The organism is Gluconobacter vitians, from assembly GCF_015244565.1.
Classification (GTDB): Bacteria; Pseudomonadota; Alphaproteobacteria; order Acetobacterales; family Acetobacteraceae; genus Gluconobacter; species Gluconobacter vitians.
Genome location: NZ_JABCQG010000015.1, coordinates 15697 through 34417, shown reverse-complemented (window position 1 = coordinate 34417; position 18721 = coordinate 15697). Strand labels below are relative to the sequence as shown.

The window sequence follows — 18721 nt, the reverse complement described above, 5'->3', positions numbered from 1 at the left end:
GGCGCTTTTAGTGAAAGGTCAGTCCACGCCAACCATGACGCTGGAGGCCTTGATCACGGCATAGGCCTCCTTGCCGACCTCAAGTCCCAGATCGGCCACGGCTTCATTGGTGATGGCGCTGGTAATGACCGTGCCGTTGACGTCGATGGTGATGTGAGATGTCGTTGCACCCTTGAGTATGTTCGTGATCCGGCCCTTGAGCTGGTTGCGTGCACTAAGCTTCATGAAAAAAACCTTCTAACGGGAATGGCAGACAGGAATGTCTGTCCGCTTCATATCGGAAGGCCGTCCGCCCGCGTCCAGTGACGCGGAGGTGGAAAGTGCCTCCGGACCCTGAAAGGTCCGGAGCGGCAATTATCAGATGTAATGCTCGTTCAGGGGCGGGAAGCCATTGAAGCCGACGGAGCAGTAGGTCGAGACATAGGCGCCTGTGGCCAGGATCTCGATACGGTCCCCACATTCAAGAGAATCCGGCAGCGGAATACGGTTCTTCTCATACATGATGTCCACACCGTCACAGCTCGGACCAGCCACGACGCAGGGGGAGCGCACAGCACCCTCGGAGTCACGGGACGTGCGGAAGGTGTAGCGGATGGCTTCGCCTTCGGTCTCGGCCAGGCCACCGAAGCGCCCGATATCGAGATAGACCCAGCGCGGATCACCCGCAGCGCCACCGCGACGGCTGACGAGAATAACCTCGCTCGACACCACGCCGGACTGTCCGACCATATAACGGCCCGGCTCCAGCAGGATTTCGGGCGCGCCATCCGGGAAATGCTTTTTCAGGGACGCATGGATCGTGTCGGCGAAGTCCTGAACGGAGGGCACGTTTTCGCGGTAATGCGTTGGGAAGCCGCCACCCAGATTCAGCATCTGGAGGTCCACGCCCTGCGCACGCAGGTCATGATACAGACCAGCTGCCTTGGCGATCGCATGATCATAGGCGGCAACACCCGTCTGCTGGCTGCCGACATGGAACGACAGGCCATAAGGCTTCAGTCCAAGATCGCGGGCGTGCAGCATCAGGTTGCGGGCATGGTTCAGCGTGGTGCCGAACTTACGCGAAAGGGGCCAGTCCGCGCCTTCGTTTTCGACGGCCAGACGGCAGAAAACGCGTGCGCCCGGAGCGTGTTTGCCGAGCTTTTCCAGCTCTTCGATGCTGTCGAACACGAAGAGGTCGATGCCCAGTGCATGCGCTTCGCGGATCCATTCGGCCTTCTTCAGCGTATTGCCGTAGGAGATCCGGTCCGGCGTTGCGCCTGCGTCGACGCACATCCGGATTTCCGCAAGGGATGCGGCATCAAACGAAGAGCCCAGACCGACAAGCCGGTCGAGAATGGCCGGGGCCGGGTTGGCCTTGATGGCGTAATAGATTTTCGCTTCCGGAAGCGCATCGTGCAGGGCACGGTAATGCGTCTCCACGACGTCGAGATCGACGACGAGACAGGGGGTTGCCGGCTGCTGCTCGGCAAGGAAACGGGTGATTTTGGGAGTCATGACACTCAATTCCCAGAACCGGACTCGTCAGGGAACGATGTCGCCCTGCGAGTGTGTTGCGAAACGGTCGAACGGACCGGCGAATAGCGGGAATCCGTAACGGGTGGATTCCTGAAGGCCAGAACGCTTGACGTCGTTGCGTAACCTCGAGTGGGCCAGTGGCACGTGCGTTGCTGCGTGAGGGGGGCATATGGGACCAAACCCCGCGTCATGCAACCGATAATTTTGCATTGTGACGCTTTTGCCAATATTGAAGGGCTGAATCAGGGCGAATTCGGAACGCGGAAGGCCTCTTTCGCGTAGGTACTGGCTCGTATCGTTCTGATCCGGAATGGTCTTCACCAGCCATTAGGATCGGAAGGAAACGAGGCCGACCGCTGCCCCCAACAGGAAACTGCCGAGGACACCCTGCGTGAGTTTAACATCCGAGTCTGCGACCATTTCCGGTTCCCATGCCGTGCCGGATCAAGCCGGATCTTCGGAGCCTGCGAAGCCCGGCGCTGCGACGCAACCGAATGATCCGACGGTTGCAGCGGCTCCGGACCGGTTGCATCATGCGGCCTGGCGGGTTGTCGCCAAGCACCTGTTTGCCGAGGTGGGGTCCAGCCAGACATCCCTGTCTGCAGCAGGATGCGCGTTCTATGCCACGCTCTCGCTCTTTCCCGCCATTTCCAGCCTGATCTCCCTGTACGGTCTGGCCTTTGATCTTCAGACAGTCGAACCGCAGCTCGAAGTGCTCCGCCATCTTCTGCCCCCCTCGGCCTATGAATTGATCGGGGACCGCATCCATGAGCTGATTTCCCAGCCCCATTCCTCGCTGACGATCGGGCTGATCTTTTCGCTGTCGGTGGCTCTGTGGTCGGCTTCCGCGAGTACGAAGTCCGTCCTGTCGGCACTCAATATGGCCTATAATGCGCAGGAAACCCGCAGTTTCCTGAAGTTTCAGGCAATTGCGCTCTCAACCACGCTGATGGCCATTCTGGGGGCGGCTCTGACCCTTGCCCTGATGGTGGCGGCACCGGCCCTGGTGGATTATCTGCCACGTCATGTCAGCTTTCTAAGCGATCCGCCGTTTCCGGTCGATCTGCTGCTGTCCTATGGCGCGCCCATGGTCGTGCATACGCTCGCACCGATTCTGATGCTGCTGTTCGTCTTCATTGCCGTAACACTGCTTTATCGTTTCGCACCCTGTCGTGTGCATACGAAATGGCGCTGGATTTTCCCCGGTTCCGCACTGGCGACGATCCTGTGGGTCGCAACCTCACTCGGCTTTTCATGGTATGTCGCGCATTTCGCGAGCTATGGCGCAACCTACGGACCTCTCGGTGCGGTGGCCGCCATCATGATGTGGTTTTTCGTGAGTGCTTATGTCGTGCTGTTCGGGGCAGAACTGAATGCCAGCCTCGAGGCGCGGGCAGGGCAAAGTCAGGCTGTGCCCCCACAGCCCGGAGCGGCCTGAAAAGCTTCAGGCCTTACCGGTTATCAGCGGTGATGGTGCGGGGTACGCTGGGAGCCCGTGCTTCCCGCGGCCTGGATCGCCTGTGCGCTGGTGTCCGAAGGATCGGCTTCCGCCACTTCCGGCTCGGTGGTGGGCTGCATGGACGGCGCCATCTCGGTCATTTTCGCGATCGTGACATGCGCCGTGCCCGCGCCAAGCATTCCGATCTTCGCAGCGGCAGCATGGGACAGGTCGATGATGCGGCTGTTGAACGGACCACGGTCATTGACTGTCACCACGACCGAGCGTCCCGTATCCTGCGATGTCACGAGAAGCTTCGTGCCGATCGGCAGGGAAGGGTGCGCCGCTGTCAGATCATTGGTGTTGAAAACCGTCCCGCTAGCCGTGCGTTGTCCATGAAAGTGTCGGCCGTACCAGCTGGCCACCCCATGCTGGGACCAGGCATGAACCGCCTGATGCGCACGGTTTGCCAGTGCAGTCCGGACTGACTCTGCCCAGCTTGTCTTTGGCGTTCCATCAGTGGCGGAATCGTCACTCGCAAGAGCGGTGTGATGACCCGCAAGCCCGGCGAGAGCGACGGCGAACGTCATGCTGCGCAGCGGTAGGAAACGGAAGGGTTTGCGAAGGGCAGACAGGTCAAAGCGCACTATGTCAGGTTCTTCTCCAGTGAACGAAACGGGCTCAGTTCCTGCCGGATAGCACAAAAATGCGGCCCTGTCCCCTTTTGGACGCCCTGAAGACGGCAGCAATAGGGCAATGACGCTTTCATGATAGCTCCGAAAGTGCTATCGCGCGGCCAGATGAAACGCCCTCTGATCACCGTTCTTAACGGTCCGAATCTCAATATGCTGGGTCTTCGCCAGCCCGGAATCTATGGTCACGCCACGCTCGACGATGTTGAGCAGGTGTGTATTCAGGCTGCCGAACGGCTTGATGTCGCCATTGATTTCCGCCAGACGAACGGAGAGGGTGAACTTGTGTCCTGGGTGCAGGAATGTCGCGGCCGTGCAGACGGAATCGTGATCAATCCTGCCGCTTACGGACATACCTCGATTGCCCTGCTCGATGCGCTTCTGGCGGTCGAGCTGCCCGTGGTTGAGGTTCATATTTCCAATATCCATCGCAGGGAGCCGTTCCGTCATCACACCTACGTCTCGCAGGCCGCCATCGGCGTGATCTGTGGCCTCGGCGTCAGGGGATACGCGCACGCGCTTCAGGCAATAACCGACATGATCGAAGACGAAGGATGAGCCGTATGCTCGTGGACAAGGATGCCATTCGGGCATTGGCCGATATTCTGACCGAAACCGGCCTGACCGAAATCGAGATTTCCGAAGCTGACAGCCGGATCCGCGTGGCCCGCAATGTCAGTGTGGTCCAGGCTGCTGCTCCGGCCGCCGCGCCTGCGGCACCTGCTGCTGCCCCGGCCGCTGCAGTGGCCGTCGCCGCTCCGGCAGATCCGGCCAAGCATCCGGGCATGGTTCCGAGCCCGATGGTCGGCGTGGCGTATCTCACGCCAGATCCGGCATCCCCGCCATTCGCCGTTGAAGGCCAGCCGGTTGCTGCCGGTCAGACGATCATGCTGATCGAAGCCATGAAGACCTTCAACCAGATCAAGGCGCCCCGCGCCGGTACGCTGACGAAGTTCCTGGTCGAGTCCGGTCAGCCGGTCGAGTTCGGCGAAGCCCTGGCGATCATCGAGTAATGATTTCCAAGGTCCTCATTGCCAACCGGGGCGAGATCGCGCTGCGTATCCAGCGCGCCTGCCGCGAGATGGGCATCAAAACCGTTGCCGTGCATTCGACGGCCGACGCCGATGCAATGCATGTGCGTCTTGCCGATGAAGCCGTCTGCATCGGTCCGCCGAGCGCCCGCGACTCCTATCTGAACGTGGCTGCCATTCTCTCGGCTGCAACGATCACGGGCGCGGATGCCATTCATCCGGGCTATGGCTTCCTGTCGGAAAACGCCGAATTCGCCGAGACCGTGGAAGAACACGGCCTCGCGTTCATCGGTCCGACGGCCGAGCACATCCGCACGATGGGCGACAAGATCACGGCCAAGACGACCATGCGCGCGCTCGGTGTACCGCTGGTTCCGGGCTCTGACGGCGCCCTGCCGGATCTGCAGGCCGCCTGCGAAGTGGCCGAGAAGGTCGGTTATCCGGTCCTGATCAAGGCTGCCGCCGGTGGCGGTGGACGCGGCATGAAGGTCGCAATGACACCGGACGACATCGAGGAAGCCTGGTCGGTGGCCCGTGCCGAAGCCCGTGCGGCCTTCGGCAATGACGAGGTCTATCTCGAGAAGTATCTCAACCGCCCGCGTCACATCGAGCTTCAGATCCTTGGCGATGCGCATGGTAATGTTGTGCATTTCGGTGAGCGTGACTGCTCGCTGCAACGCCGTCACCAGAAGCTTCTGGAAGAAGCCGGTTCGCCGGCCCTGACGGATGCCGAGCGTGAGGAAATCGGCCGCACTGCGACCGAGGCCCTCTCGCGTATGGGCTATCGCAATGCCGGGACGCTCGAGTTCCTGTATCAGGACGGTCAGTTTTGCTTCATCGAGATGAACACGCGTCTTCAGGTCGAGCATCCGGTGACGGAGATGGTCTGCAATGTGGATCTCGTGCGCGAGCAGATCCGCATCGCATCTGGTGAGCCGCTCGGTTACACGCAGGCTGACGTCAAGATGTCCGGCCATGCGATCGAGTGCCGTATCAACGCCGAAGATCCGGAAACCTTCATGCCAAGCCCCGGCACGATCAAGGTGTTCCATGCTCCGGGTGGGCTGGGTGTCCGCATGGACAGCGCCATTTACGCTGGCTATCGCATCCCGCCTTATTACGACAGCATGATCGCCAAGCTGATCGTTCACGCCCCGACCCGCGCCGAAGCTATTGCCCGCATGCAGCGTGCCCTGGACGAATGCGTGGTTGACGGTGTGAAGACGGTCATCCCGCTGCATCAGAAGATTCTGGCGAACCCGTCTTTCCAGAAGGGGGATTATACGATCCACTGGCTGGAAAACTTTGTCGCTGCCCAGCAGGCAGGGAAATAAACCGGAGACAGCCCATGAGTTACGCAGAAACCATCGTTCTCGATGTCCGCATCGGACAGATGCCGCAGGTGGTTTCTGCCCTCACTGGCCGTGACGGGCTCGCCGTCTGGGTGAGTGAAATCGGTGTCCTGAACCGGGTTGTCCTCTTCCGGACGGCAGACACATATGACGCCCTTCTGGAAGGGCGTCCGGATGTGCTTGCAGCTATTCCGGAAGAACCTGTGCAGAATGTCGAGGTGACAAGCTGGCGCGTCATTTCCCCGCTGCTTCCGGCCGGGGAGCACGGCAGCCTCTATGAATGGCGCTGCTACGATCTGAAGCTTGGACAGGTCGGGAACGTGGAAGAGGCTTTTGCCGCTGCGGTTCCGGCACGCCTGGAACTGTCCCCGCTGCTTTGCGGGATGATTTCGATCGAGGGAACGCCCAGGCTGGCGCATATCTGGCCGTATGCAGACATGAATGCCCGTCTGGAGATCCGGGCGCAGGCCGTGGCCAGCGGTGTGTGGCCGCCGAAGATCGGTGGCGGTCTGGTTGCCATGGAAAATGCGATCCTGCTTCCGGCACAGGGCTCCGCCTGGAGCTGAGATATCCTGAAAGACAGGTACAAAAAAAGCGCTGCAGGTCAGACCTGCAGCGCTTTTTTTATCTGAGGGCAGGGCCTTTGAAGATTACTTCGTGGCAGCTGCCGGAGCCGGAGCCGGAGCCGGAGCCGCGGTGGCCGGGGCCTGTGATTCAACGGCGTTTTCGGACACGAAGATAACCGAATCCAGAGCCTGGTTCAGCGCATCAACAGCTTCCTGCGGGTGATGGCCTTCCGTGAATACGGTCGCACGATAGACCGCACCCTGAACCGGCGTGATGGGAGCGAGCGCCAGGATGAAGTCCGTATCTTCACCAACGACCTTCATCGTCTCGGCGGCCTGATCTGTATTGCCGGATTTCAGCTGAGCATTGGCCGAGGCAACAGCCGTCTTCTTTTCGGGTGCGAGGGTTTCATTCACGATGAACTCACCGCCAACCGGAAGCCAGTCGGTCTGACCCGTGACAGGCTGATGGTTTGCCGCAACGGGATGCTGCGGGGCAGGGTGCAGATCGCTCTCGGCCGCCTGAAACTTCTTGTCGGCCTTTTCGGCAGCAGCAAGACGCTTCTGGGCGTCATAAAGCGCCGGGATGGCGGCTTCGGGCTTGCCCCCCGACTGAAGGATGTCGCGGGCGCTCATGATGTCCTGGAAAGCGCGCTGTCCATCAGCAGAAAGATGGTGAAAAGCCCGGTGTGCCTTGAACTGCTCCCAATGTGAGTGAAGTGAAGCGGCACCGGCCAGAGGTGTTGCGCAGAGAAGGGCTGAAATCGCAGCCATGGCGGGAATGAATTTCATGATATTGACTCCGTGAATATTCGGTTCTGACTCGTATGGATATTTCATAGGGACGGATCGGGCAAATTACCGATCATTTAGTGACTGTCCGACTGTCTGGCTTCTTTTGCGGCACGCATTCAAGCCTGTGCTGCGCCCTGTGCAGGAAAGGAGCGGGATTTCGGAAAACGGCTATTAACACATCTAATTCGTATTATTGCGCTGATAATGTTATTTTTGGAACTTAGAAACCAAACAGCGTCATGCCTTGAAATAAAAATGGTGATATCGGGGTTTTCATTTGGCGGGTGGCTTGCCCTGCGGAAGGGCATTCCGTATGAACGGTGCCTCAATCACGATACCGTGCCTTGCGCCGGAAAGTCGGCCTTTCCTGAACGCATTGCAGGCATCAGCCGAGTAGAGAGTATTTCCAGATGTCTCTGAATTCCGTCGTCGAGAGCGTGACTGCCCGTATCATCGAGCGTTCGAAAGTCTCCCGTCGCCGGTATCTCGCCCTGATGGAGCGCAACCGCGCCAAGGGTGTGCTCCGGCCCAAGCTGGCCTGCGGCAATCTGGCGCATGCCATCGCGGCTTCCAGCCCCGACAAGCCGGACCTGATGCGTCCCACCGGGACCAATATCGGCGTCATCACGACCTATAACGACATGCTCTCGGCGCATCAGCCTTATGGTCGCTACCCTGAGCAGATCAAGCTGTTTGCCCGTGAAGTCGGTGCGACGGCTCAGGTCGCGGGCGGCGCGCCAGCCATGTGTGACGGTGTGACCCAGGGGCAGGAGGGCATGGAGCTCTCCCTGTTCTCCCGTGATGTGATCGCCATGTCCACGGCGGTCGGGCTGAGCCACGGCATGTTCGAAGGCGTGGCGCTGCTGGGCATCTGTGACAAGATCGTACCGGGCCTTCTGATGGGCGCCCTGCGCTTCGGTCATCTTCCGGCCATGCTGATCCCGGCAGGCCCGATGCCGTCCGGTCTTCCAAACAAGGAAAAGCAGCGCATCCGCCAGCTCTATGTGCAGGGCAAGGTCGGGCAGGATGAACTGATGAAAGCGGAAAACGCCTCCTATCACAGCCCGGGCACCTGTACGTTCTATGGCACGGCCAATACGAACCAGATGATGGTTGAGATCATGGGGCTGATGATGCCGGACTCGGCCTTCATCAACCCCAACACGAAGCTGCGTCAGGCCATGACGCGCTCGGGCATCCATCGTCTGGCCGAAATCGGCCTGAACGGTGAAGATGTTCGTCCGCTCGCCCATTGCGTGGACGAAAAGGCCATCGTGAACGCGGCAGTCGGATTGCTGGCGACGGGTGGTTCAACCAATCATTCGATCCATCTTCCGGCCATCGCCCGTGCCGCCGGTATCCTGATCGACTGGGAAGACATCAGCCGCCTGTCATCTGCAGTGCCGCTGATCACGCGTGTTTATCCGAGCGGTTCCGAGGACGTGAATGCGTTCAACCGCGTGGGTGGCATGCCGACCGTGATCGCAGAACTGACGCGCGCCGGTATGCTGCACAAGGACATCCTGACGGTCTCACGTGGCGGTTTCTCCGATTATGCCCGCCGTGCCTCGCTCGAAGGCGACGAACTCGTCTACAGCCATGCGAAGCCGTCCAGCGATACGGACATTCTACGCGATGTTGCTACGCCTTTCCGTCCGGATGGTGGCATGCGCCTGATGACGGGCAATCTGGGCCGCGCGATCTACAAGAGCAGCGCCATTGCGGCCGAGCATCTGACGGTGGAAGCGCCCGCACGGGTTTTCCAGGATCAGCATGATGTCATCACGGCCTATCAGAACGGTGAGCTTGAGCGTGATGTTGTCGTGGTCGTCCGGTTCCAGGGGCCGGAAGCCAATGGCATGCCGGAGCTTCACAAGCTGACCCCGACGCTGGGTGTCCTTCAGGATCGCGGCTTCAAGGTGGCTCTGCTCACGGATGGACGCATGTCCGGTGCGAGCGGCAAGGTGCCGGCCGCCATTCATGTTGGCCCCGAATCGCAGGTTGGCGGTCCGATCGCCCGCGTGCGGGACGGCGACATGATCCGTGTCTGCGCCGTCACGGGACAGATCGAGGCTCTGGTGGATGCCGCCGAGTGGAACAGCCGCAAGCCGGTTCAACCGCCGCTCCCGGCTCTGGGAACGGGGCGGGAGCTGTTCGCGCTGATGCGTTCGGTGCATGATCCGGCCGAGGCTGGTGGGTCCGCGATGCTGGCACAGATGGATCGCGTGATCGAAGCCGTCGGCGATGACATTCACTAAGGAAGATTTCTGATGATCGACACTGCCAAACTCGATGCCGTCATGGGCCGCTGCCCGGTCATGCCGGTTCTGGTGGTCCACGACGTGGCGCAGGCCCGTCCGATGGCCGAGGCACTGGTCGCCGGTGGGCTGTCCACGCTGGAAGTCACACTGCGCACACCCTGCGCCCTTGAAGCCATTCAGGAAATGTCGAAGGTCTCCGGTGCGCTCGTTGGTGCCGGGACGGTGCTGAACCCGTCCGATATGGACCGCGCCGTGAAGGCCGGCGCCCGCTTCATCGTCAGTCCGGGCCTGACCGAGGCGCTGGCAAAGGCCTCCGTCGAGCATGATGTTCCGTTCCTGCCGGGCGTTGCCAATGCGGGTGACATCATGCGCGGTCTTGATCTGGGCCTCTCGCGCTTCAAGTTCTTCCCGGCCGTGACGAATGGCGGCATTCCCGCGCTCAAGAGTCTCGCCAGCGTGTTCGGCAGCAATGTCCGCTTCTGCCCCACAGGTGGCATTACGGAAGAGAGCGCCCCGGACTGGCTGGCGCTTCCGTCCGTGGCCTGTGTCGGCGGTTCCTGGGTGACGGCCGGTGCATTCGATGCGGACAAGATCCGCCAGCGCGCAACGGTGGCGGCCCTGTTGCAGGTCTGAACGCGCGGCCTGTGGCCTGATCCGGCAAAGCATCGCACGGATGTCCGCATTATGTTGCGGCATCCGTGAACGTTTTGTGAACAAATGGTTTGCGGGACGTGCTGAACCGGATCATAAGGGCGCGTGACTGGACGTTCCCATCTGCTGATCGGCGGCTTTGCCGTGTTATGCGCCATGCGCTGGCATGTACTGTCGCCTGAACCTTTTTCTATCTGTACGGGCTTGCTGGGCAGCCTTCTGCCAGATCTCGATACCGAGCGTTCCATGCTCGGCAGCCGGCTCAAATTTCTCTCCCGTTTTCTGGCAAAGGCCTTTGGCCATCGCGGCCTGACCCATTCCGGGGTGATGCTGCTGGTGGCTGCCGCCATCATCAATGGCCTGATGGGGCCTGAAAGCCTGCATGGCCCCTGGGGCGCGCTCCTGCTGGGCGCCGCGACTCATATTGCCGTGGACCTCCCGACAGGCGGCTGCCAGTTGCTGGCCCCCCTCAGTCGCTCGCGACTCTCGCTCTGGCCCTATGTCCGGACTGGCGGGATCGGGGAAATCATGCTTCTTGTGCCCATCCTCTGCCTGCTGGGCTGGGCAGGATTTTCCGGAAATGGCCCCCTTCCGGGTCATGTTCCTCCTTCTGCGCATCACTCGCGGTTGCGCGGACATGTTTTGAAGGATATTTCATTCTCATCATGACTGAGACCCGACTCCCCGTCCGTCGCGCCCTTCTCTCCGTTTCTGACAAGACGGGACTGATCGAACTGGGGCGTGCGCTTGCCGCCCACGGTGCGGAACTGCTTTCGACGGGAGGGTCCGCCAAAGCCCTTCGTGAAGCGGGTCTGACAGTCAAGGATGTCTCCGAACATACCGGTTTCCCGGAAATTCTGGATGGCCGGGTCAAGACCCTCGTCCCGCAGGTCCATGGCGGCATCTTGGGGCGTCGCGATCTTCCCGCCCATGTCGCGCAGATGGCCGAGCATGATATTGCGCCGATTGATCTGGTCTGTGTGAACCTCTACCCGTTTGCCGCAACAGTGGCATCGGGCGCTGGCGACGAGGATTGCATCGAGAACATCGATATCGGTGGTCCGGCCATGATCCGCGCCGCGGCCAAGAATTTCGATCATGTGGCAATCCTGACAGACCCCCAGCAGTATGCGGCCGTCATTGCATCGCTGGAGCAGGGGGGAACGGGTCTGGCCGAGCGTCGCAATTATGCGGCCTGCGCCTATGCTCATACCGCCGCTTACGACAGCATGATTTCACGCTGGTTCGCCAAACAGGCCGGTGAGATCCTTCCGCCCGTCCTGACCCTGAGCGGCACCCGCGATGATCTGCTGCGCTATGGTGAAAACCCGCATCAGAAGGCGGCTTTCTATCGCGACGGAAGCCAACGCCCGGGTGTGGCGACAGCCCGCCAGCTTCAGGGCAAGGCGCTGAGCTACAACAACATCAATGACACGGATGCAGCGTTCGAAGCGGTTGCCGAGTTCGATGACCCAACGGTCGTGATCGTTAAGCATGCCAATCCATGTGGCGTAGCGTCGGCTGCGACGCTGGAGCAGGCCTGGATTGCGGCCCTGCGCTGCGATCCGGTCTCGGCTTTCGGTGGCATCGTGGCGCTCAACCGCACGCTGAATGGCGCAACGGCGCAGAGAATCAGCAAGATCTTTACCGAAGTGATCGTTGCTCCTGACGCCGATCCGGACGCGATCGAACTCCTGTCCCGCAAGAAGAACCTGCGTCTTCTGCTGACGGAAGGCATGCCGGACCCGACAGCCGAGGGGCTGGCATTCCGCTCCGTTGCGGGCGGTTTTCTGGCGCAGAGCCGCGATGCAGGTCGTGTGACGGAAGCTGATCTCAAGGTCGTGACCAAACGCGCGCCAACGGCCAAAGAGATGAAGGACCTGCTGTTCGCCTTCCGTGTTGCAAAACACGTGAAATCCAACGCTGTCATCTACGTTCGCAACGGTGCCACCGTCGGCATTGGCGCCGGACAGATGTCGCGTGTGGACAGTGCACGGATCGCGGCACGTAAAAGCGAAGACGCTGCGAAGGAAGCCGGTGAGCACGAACCGCTAACGGTTGGTTCGGTTGCCGCTTCGGATGCGTTCTTCCCCTTTGCCGACGGTCTCGAGAGCGTCATCGCAGCAGGAGCCGTGGCTGTGATTCAGCCGGGCGGTTCCATTCGCGATCAGGAGGTGATCGACGCGGCAGATGCTGCCGGGATCGCCATGGTATTCACCGGCATGAGGCATTTCCGACATTGAAAAAGCTCGCTTTCGCCAGCCTGGTCCTGGCGCTGTCCGTCTCCGCAGCCGAAGCTGCACCCTGCACCTATGATATGTCACCACTTCCCGTAGTGCAGGGGATCGTCTCCGGTATTACACCCACGGGTGTAAAGCTGCGCGATGGCACGACCGTCATTCTTCCAGACGAGTTTCTGGCAGTCGTCCGGCTGAACCAGAAATTGGCCGTCAGAGGACTGGTTTCGACCACGACGCATACGGTGCAGGCTCTGGCTCTGGAAGGGAATCCTCCCGTCTGCCCGAGCGCCCCGACAATCCCGCGGGGACCGTTCGCAGGCTCTCCGGCCTATGATGCGATCCATCCCTGAGACCATCCAGACGGTTGCCACGACCGTTATGCGGCCGGATAACTAAGTTCATCAGGACATAGAAAAACCTTTTGTCAGCTTTTTCTGTGTCCTGATCTGGCTGAGTAGCTAAACGCTTTCTTTACAATTTTTGTGCCAAGAAAAGCTCGGATTTCCCATTCTCTGCGGGGCCGGAGGCGCATTTCTTGTCACATGTCACGACATCCGCAGCTGTATCAACGGCTGGGCTGGCTCGCGGTGAAATCTCACCCCAGACGCAACTGGCGTCGAATGAGCGCTTCCAGGATCTTTTGAAAAGCTATGAGCATGAGCAGGCGCGTGCTCATGCTGAAGTTGCCCAGAAGACAACAGCGAGCAGTTCGTCTACGGCGAAAATTTCGGCATCCCATAGCGATTCTGCGAACCCGTCGTCCAAAGCACAGTCAGCAGTCCAGTCTGCAAAGCCTGTTGCACAGGAATCTACAGATTCTACACCCAAGTTCCGTAATGTGTCAGAAAAACAGCCTGTCAGCGCCAAGACTACATCATCGGCGGTGGCTCAAAAGAGCGCCCCCGCTTCAAGCGCAGGGCAGACAAACGAAACCAGTTCGAAGACAATCTCCCAGCCGGGACTGCAACAAAAGGGAGCGGAGACCACAGGAAAATCGCAGGCAGGTGAAACCCGGACGGTAACAAAGGAAGCCACGCTGTCAGCGAATACGTCCGATTTCTCCGAGGCGTCTTCAAACGCTTCTGATCAGAGAAAGTCTAATGTCGCTTCTACCCGGCAGGAGACTTCTGCTCCCCAGGAACATCTGCAGGTAGCGTCCTCTGAGGGCATATCATCCAGCGAACCGTCCGTTGACAGCCCTCTCAGTTCTTCGGTTGCCAGTGCAGAGCCGACATCTGTTCAGGATGACAAGTCGCCTGAAGCAGGCTCGGAAAATCATGCAATTACAGCTGCCACAGACACACCGGAGCCATTGATCGCGGCAGAGAAAACTCTATCGGCGCATACGGAGACTGTCCCTGACGAGAATAGTCCTGCTGACTCAGCGAAAGATACACGATCTGCCACTCATGCGGAGAATGTAGCGGAAGCGGCAAATGATGAAGAGCATGTTTCTCGTCACGATGAGCAACAGCCTCTGCTCTATCAGAAAACTACTGATGGCACGTCAACGACCTATATCGAAATGAATATCGGGAACCATGAAAAGGTGCATGTGGAAATCGGTGAAACCGCAACAAAGGAACACCGGATCCATATCAACACCGATAATCCCGAAGTCTATCAGTCCCTTAAAGATGATCGTGCATCCCTGCTTGCGACCTTGGCCCAGAATTCGACTTCCGTGACTGATCTGCAGAGCGCCGTTTCGGCTGATATCCAGATCAGTCTTTCAACACCATCGTTTCCTGACATGTCGTCAGGCGGCGACCGGCAGGATGGCAATAGCCAGCAGTCAGGCTCGTCGCGGAATGCTTCGTCAGTCAGCGCCCGCACTACAGATGAACGTCGCGTCCTGCGCGGCGTCGTTGATCTTACCGTCTAATATAGGATTGGAACCATGGTCTCTTCCGTTGGCACAACGTCGGGCACGTCTCTTCTGAGCCAGGCAATTACTGCGGCTAAAAGCAATGCGGCTACGAACGCGGCATCTGCTTCCTCCAGCACATCGACGTCTTCAAGCAGTTCCAGTACATCCCTGTCGTCTCTGGGCGGAAACTTCAACCAGTTCCTCACTCTGCTCACGACACAGTTGCAGCATCAGGATCCCAGCAATCCGACAAGTACCGACTCCTTTACCGCCGAACTGGCTCAGTTTGCCGGTGTTCAACAGCAGGTGGAAACCAACAGCAACCTGACCAACCTGATTTCTGCGACACAGGATAATCAGATGGCTTCGGCAGTCAGCTTAATCGGCAAGACAACAACCGCCAGCAGTTCCAGCCTGCCGCTGCAGAGCGGCTCGGCCTCCATGTCCTTCACCGCGCCGCAGGCTGGAGACGTCGCAATCGCTGTCACTGACAGCAGCGGCAATGTCGTAAAATCCGAAACAGTAAATGCATCGGCAGGGACAAATACCTGGCAGTGGGATGGCACGAATAACAGCGGAACTCAGCTGACCGATGGCGCCTATACTGTCGCGGTGGAAGGAAGTTCCACTGACGGCACCAGTGTCGCTCTTCCGACAACGGTAACAGGACTGGTCACTGGTGTCTCTAAGAGTGCGTCTGGTGTGAACGTCGACATGGGCAATGCAACGATTGATATGAGCAATCTGACGGGCTTTTCAGGCACCTGATTCCGAGCCGCGATAATGGTGTTGTTAGCCGCGCGTTAACCTTTCTGTCCGACAATGAGGATTATCGACAGTACGGTTTTTAGGGGTAAGTAAGCATGTGGCCAGGGCAGGGAGGCTTTGCTGAGGCAAGTCGTAATGACGACAGCTCATTGAACAGACAGGAAGAGAGCAAACGGTGAAAGCGCTGCTAACAAACCTCAAGCAACTGGGGCTTCCGCGCCTGGCTGCGCTGGGCAGCGTCGGAGCTGCCATGCTGATCCTGCTCGGAGTTCTTGTTCTGCATGGCGTCAACGCAACCAACGGATTGCTGTATCGCGACCTGGAGGCTCACGAAGCTGGAGAAATTGTAGACCAGCTGTCAAAAGCCCACATCAAGTATCGTCTCCAAGATCAGGGTAGTACCATCATGGTGCCTGAGGACGACGTTGCCCGTGCCCGGTTGCTTCTGGCCAAAACCGGACTGCCTTCAGGCGGCTCCGTTGGTTATGAAATCTTCGATAAGGGGAACAGCTTTACAGCGACGCAGTTCGAGCAGACGATTAACGAAACGCGGGCTCTTGAAGGCGAACTCGAACGTTCAATTCGCCTGATCCATGGCGTGCGAAATGCACGGGTTCACCTTGTCCTGCGTCACAGGGAACTTTTTTCAACCGATGAGCAGAACGCTCAGGCAAGTGTGCTTCTCTCGATGGATGGAGGACGCCGCCTTGATGAAGAGAGTATCTCTGCAGTTGTGAACCTCGTTTCTGCTGCGGTTCCCGGGCTTGATGCACACAACATCTCTCTAATCGATAATCGTGGACACGTCCTTCTGAAACAGGGGCAAGGTGCAGCCAACGGAGGTCAATCTCCCGAAGAGCAGCGCCAGTTGATTGAACAGCGTATTGCTCGTGAAGTTGAGGATCTACTGGGTTCGTCATTAGGTCCGGGACACATACGCGTTGAGGCGAATGTGACGATGAATAATGATCAGATTCGTGAGACTCAGGAAAACTATGATCCGGACCAGCAGGTTCTTCGCTCGCAACAGACTAAAACAGAAAAAAACATCAATACCCAAGGTACTACAAATACAACGGTATCAAATAACCTTCCGAATGCGAACGCCGGCCAGCAGCAAAATGGAAGTCAGAGCAACCGGCAGGAGCAGACAAACAACTATGAAATCGGGAAGACAGTTCGCACCCTGATTCAGGACCAGCCGCGCATTGCCCGTATCAGTATGGCTGTAATGGTCGATGGCGTCAGCCAGCCAGATGGAAAAGGTCATTTTTCCTGGCAGCCACGGACTCAGGAAGAACTTAACCGACTGACGGCACTGACAAAAAGTGCTGTTGGTTTCGATCAAGGTCGTGGTGACGTAGTGACAGTCATGTCCATGAAATTTAGTGACATAGATACAGAGATGCGACCGACAGCTTCCGGTTGGGGCAAATTCCTCACTCACTCGAACCAGATGGAAGCCGTAAGATTTGGTCTGTTCGTAACCTGTCTGGGAATGGTTCTGTTTTTTGTTGTGAGACCACTTCTGAAGCCACCGGGAGATCGGAGTGTTCCTGGCCTGCTTAGCTTCCCAGCTTCAAGCTCAGGCGATCAGGCGGCTAGCCTCGCTACGCCATCGTCTGGTTACTTGTCGGACAATCAGGCTGACAGACAGAAAACACCTCTGCTTGAGGCGCCGTATGTCAATGCTCAGTCTTCGGAGGAAGAGACTGTCTCTGTTAATGGTGTACAGGGTCGGATCAGAGCTTCTTCCGTACAAAAGGTTGTAGATCTTGTGGAAACCCATCCCTCTGAAAGTATTGCCTTGGTCAGGGGATGGTTGATGCCTTCTCAGGAAGGAGCAGCGAGATAATGGATATGGAAAAAAATATTTCAGGCGTTCAGAAAGCAGCCATTTTGATGATGGCGCTTGGAGAGGAAAATTGCTCCCGTCTGTTTGAGCAGATGCATGAAGAAGAGATCAGGGAAATCTCCTCTTCTATGGCTCAACTTGGAATTGTTTCTTCCAATATTGTTGAAAAGGTATGCCACGAATTCAGCCAAGGACTGGGATCTGCTGAGGGCGTGATCGGCGACTTGGAGAGTACGGAAAAACTACTGAAGAACGCGCTGCCTGCTAATCGTGCTGCGGCAATCATGGAAGAAATCCGCGGTCCTGCCGGACGTACGATGTGGGATAAACTGGGAAACGTCTCGGAAACTGTTCTGGCAAATTACTTGAGGAATGAATATCCGCAAACAGTAGCGGTTATCCTGAGTAGAATTAAACCTTCTCATGCTGCAAAAGTTCTGGCGCTTTTCCCGGAAGAGTTTTCGTTAGATATTATGCTACGAATGCTGAAGACTGAAACCATACAGAAAAATGTCCTTCAAAGTGTTGAAAAGACACTGAGATCAGAATTCGTCTCCAACCTTCCTCGGGGCATAAACCGAAATAGTCATGAAGTACTGGCTGACATATTCAACAATTTCGACCGGCACTTGGAAGGTCGATTTATGACTGCCTTGGAAGAGCGTAGTCAGGATGATGCGGAGCAGATTAAGAGTCTTATGTTTACATTCGAAGAACTCGTTAATCTTTCTGCTGAAGGCCTGATAACTCTATTGAACCAGATTCCTCGTGAGAGTCTGCCATTGGCACTTAAAGGAGCAAGCGACAAACTTAGGCAGGCCTTTTTCGCCTCTATGTCGGAACGTGCCGGGCGCATTCTTATGGACGAGATCGGAGATCTGGGTCCGGTGCGCGTGAAGGACGTCGATGCAGCTCAAAATGAAATTCTACTTATTGCAAAAGATCTGGTCGACCGAGGAGAAATTGATCTTATTGATCAAGAGCAACCTGGTAATGAGATGATAGTCTGATGAATAAAGAGACTGTCAGGGAGAGAGATTTTCCTAATTTACTTTATGTCGAAGATTTCGATGCATCTCCTGAAGATAAGTTAGAGAAAATTGAAGATATTCCAACCGTTCTGGATACCCCGGTAAGTATCCAGCCGTCTGAAGAAATTTTGCAAGAATATTATGATAAAGGGCTTCAGGATGGGAGGCGCTTAGAAAAAGAAGTTTTCGATAAAGAAAAATCAAAAATAGAGAACGAATTTAAAGAAAACACATTACCTATGATATTTGATGTAGAGAATAAAATAGAAGAATGTAAAAATAAGATTTTTAAAGAGATATCAACTGTAATATTAAATTCTATTTTAAATATTATTCCAAATGTTTTGGAGCGGTATGGGGAAGATAATTCTGAGAAAATTATTGAGTCAATTATCCCTTCTCTGGAAAAAATTAGCTACATAAAATTAACTTGTTCTAAAGAATTTTTTGAAAAGATAAAAAAGTATTTTCCGGAAGAAACTGAACAAAAGCTGAAGGTTGAACTGGATGAAAGTCTGAAAGGTGGAGATTTCATGATTGCTTGGGACACGGGCCAATTGTCGCGAAATGCATCTAAGGTCGTGCAAGAAGTAATTTCAATTATTTGCGAAGAACCGGTCACTGGGTAGGAGAGAAAAATGCTTGGTCAGGAT

The 18721-nt window shown here is 57.1% G+C and carries 19 protein-coding genes; 15 read left to right on the top strand and 4 right to left on the bottom strand.

Annotated features, from left to right (window positions below; all coding sequences use genetic code 11):
* Positions 1-18: 18 nt before the first annotated feature.
* Positions 19-225 carry a TOBE domain-containing protein gene (locus HKD24_RS11445; RefSeq protein WP_041112564.1) on the bottom strand — a complete coding sequence of 69 codons (207 nt, stop codon included), beginning with the start codon at positions 223-225 and terminating at the stop codon, positions 19-21.
* A 132-nt stretch (positions 226-357) separates the two neighbouring features.
* The gene (locus HKD24_RS11440; protein WP_194260395.1) at positions 358-1497 is read right to left on the bottom strand and encodes a type III PLP-dependent enzyme; all 1140 of its coding nucleotides are present in this window, start codon (positions 1495-1497) and stop codon (positions 358-360) included.
* A gap of 547 nt (positions 1498-2044) precedes the next feature.
* Between HKD24_RS11440 and HKD24_RS11435 the strand changes: the two genes are divergently transcribed.
* Positions 2045-2956, top strand: coding sequence for a YihY/virulence factor BrkB family protein (locus HKD24_RS11435; RefSeq protein WP_228124359.1), 912 nt, complete (start codon positions 2045-2047; stop codon positions 2954-2956).
* A 23-nt stretch (positions 2957-2979) separates the two neighbouring features.
* Here HKD24_RS11435 and HKD24_RS11430 read toward each other — a convergent pair whose 3' ends face one another.
* Positions 2980-3603, bottom strand: coding sequence for a septal ring lytic transglycosylase RlpA family protein (locus HKD24_RS11430; RefSeq protein ID WP_194260394.1), 624 nt, complete (start codon positions 3601-3603; stop codon positions 2980-2982).
* 153 nt (positions 3604-3756) lie between these two features.
* Here HKD24_RS11430 and aroQ point away from each other — a divergent pair, with 153 nt between their 5' ends.
* From aroQ to HKD24_RS11410, 4 genes are read left to right on the top strand one after another with little or no spacing between them, the layout of a single operon-like run.
* Positions 3757-4206, top strand: a complete 450-nt coding sequence (aroQ, locus tag HKD24_RS11425) for a type II 3-dehydroquinate dehydratase (protein WP_041112562.1) — start codon at positions 3757-3759, stop codon at positions 4204-4206.
* Positions 4203-4661 carry an acetyl-CoA carboxylase biotin carboxyl carrier protein gene (locus tag HKD24_RS11420; protein ID WP_194260393.1) on the top strand — a complete coding sequence of 153 codons (459 nt, stop codon included), beginning with the start codon at positions 4203-4205 and terminating at the stop codon, positions 4659-4661. Before aroQ ends, HKD24_RS11420 begins: the two co-directional genes overlap by 4 nt.
* Positions 4661-6013 carry an acetyl-CoA carboxylase biotin carboxylase subunit gene (gene accC / locus HKD24_RS11415; RefSeq protein WP_194260392.1) on the top strand — a complete coding sequence of 451 codons (1353 nt, stop codon included), beginning with the start codon at positions 4661-4663 and terminating at the stop codon, positions 6011-6013. Before HKD24_RS11420 ends, accC begins: the two co-directional genes overlap by 1 nt.
* Before the next feature lie 14 nt (positions 6014-6027).
* Positions 6028-6597 (top strand): NIPSNAP family protein, encoded by a 570-nt coding sequence (locus tag HKD24_RS11410; protein WP_062457514.1) that lies wholly within the window; start codon positions 6028-6030, stop codon positions 6595-6597.
* Positions 6598-6681: 84 nt separating this feature from the next.
* Here the strand turns inward: HKD24_RS11410 and HKD24_RS11405 are convergent, their stop codons facing one another.
* Positions 6682-7389 carry a YfdX family protein gene (locus tag HKD24_RS11405; RefSeq protein WP_194260391.1) on the bottom strand — a complete coding sequence of 236 codons (708 nt, stop codon included), beginning with the start codon at positions 7387-7389 and terminating at the stop codon, positions 6682-6684.
* Between the two features lie 413 nt (positions 7390-7802).
* On the opposite strand from HKD24_RS11405, the gene edd reads away from it, so the two are divergent.
* The 10 genes from edd (at position 7803) to HKD24_RS11355 (ending at position 18697) form a co-directional block, all read left to right on the top strand.
* Positions 7803-9650, top strand: coding sequence for a phosphogluconate dehydratase (gene edd / locus HKD24_RS11400; protein ID WP_194260390.1), 1848 nt, complete (start codon positions 7803-7805; stop codon positions 9648-9650).
* A 12-nt stretch (positions 9651-9662) separates the two neighbouring features.
* The gene (gene eda, locus HKD24_RS11395; protein WP_062447473.1) at positions 9663-10286 is read left to right on the top strand and encodes a bifunctional 4-hydroxy-2-oxoglutarate aldolase/2-dehydro-3-deoxy-phosphogluconate aldolase; all 624 of its coding nucleotides are present in this window, start codon (positions 9663-9665) and stop codon (positions 10284-10286) included.
* Positions 10287-10409: 123 nt separating this feature from the next.
* A complete protein-coding gene (locus HKD24_RS11390; protein ID WP_194260389.1) occupies positions 10410-10973 on the top strand; it encodes a metal-dependent hydrolase in 564 nt (187 codons plus the stop codon).
* On the top strand, positions 10970-12547 hold the full coding sequence (gene purH, locus HKD24_RS11385; RefSeq protein WP_194260388.1) for a bifunctional phosphoribosylaminoimidazolecarboxamide formyltransferase/IMP cyclohydrolase: 1578 nt from the start codon (positions 10970-10972) through the stop codon (positions 12545-12547). Before HKD24_RS11390 ends, purH begins: the two co-directional genes overlap by 4 nt.
* Positions 12544-12894, top strand: coding sequence for a hypothetical protein (locus HKD24_RS11380; RefSeq protein ID WP_194260387.1), 351 nt, complete (start codon positions 12544-12546; stop codon positions 12892-12894). Before purH ends, HKD24_RS11380 begins: the two co-directional genes overlap by 4 nt.
* A gap of 185 nt (positions 12895-13079) precedes the next feature.
* The gene (locus HKD24_RS11375) at positions 13080-14429 is read left to right on the top strand and encodes a flagellar hook-length control protein FliK (protein ID WP_194260386.1); all 1350 of its coding nucleotides are present in this window, start codon (positions 13080-13082) and stop codon (positions 14427-14429) included.
* A gap of 15 nt (positions 14430-14444) precedes the next feature.
* Positions 14445-15182: a flagellar hook assembly protein FlgD gene (locus HKD24_RS11370; RefSeq protein WP_194260385.1), complete on the top strand. Its 738-nt coding sequence runs from the start codon at positions 14445-14447 to the stop codon at positions 15180-15182.
* Positions 15183-15357: 175 nt separating this feature from the next.
* The gene (gene fliF, locus HKD24_RS11365) at positions 15358-17037 is read left to right on the top strand and encodes a flagellar basal-body MS-ring/collar protein FliF (protein WP_194260383.1); all 1680 of its coding nucleotides are present in this window, start codon (positions 15358-15360) and stop codon (positions 17035-17037) included.
* Positions 17001-18047: a flagellar motor switch protein FliG gene (locus HKD24_RS11360; RefSeq protein WP_228124350.1), complete on the top strand. Its 1047-nt coding sequence runs from the start codon at positions 17001-17003 to the stop codon at positions 18045-18047. Before fliF ends, HKD24_RS11360 begins: the two co-directional genes overlap by 37 nt.
* Positions 18047-18697, top strand: coding sequence for a FliH/SctL family protein (locus HKD24_RS11355; RefSeq protein ID WP_194260382.1), 651 nt, complete (start codon positions 18047-18049; stop codon positions 18695-18697). The genes HKD24_RS11360 and HKD24_RS11355 overlap by 1 nt, the downstream gene beginning before the upstream one ends.
* Positions 18698-18721 lie beyond the last annotated feature (24 nt).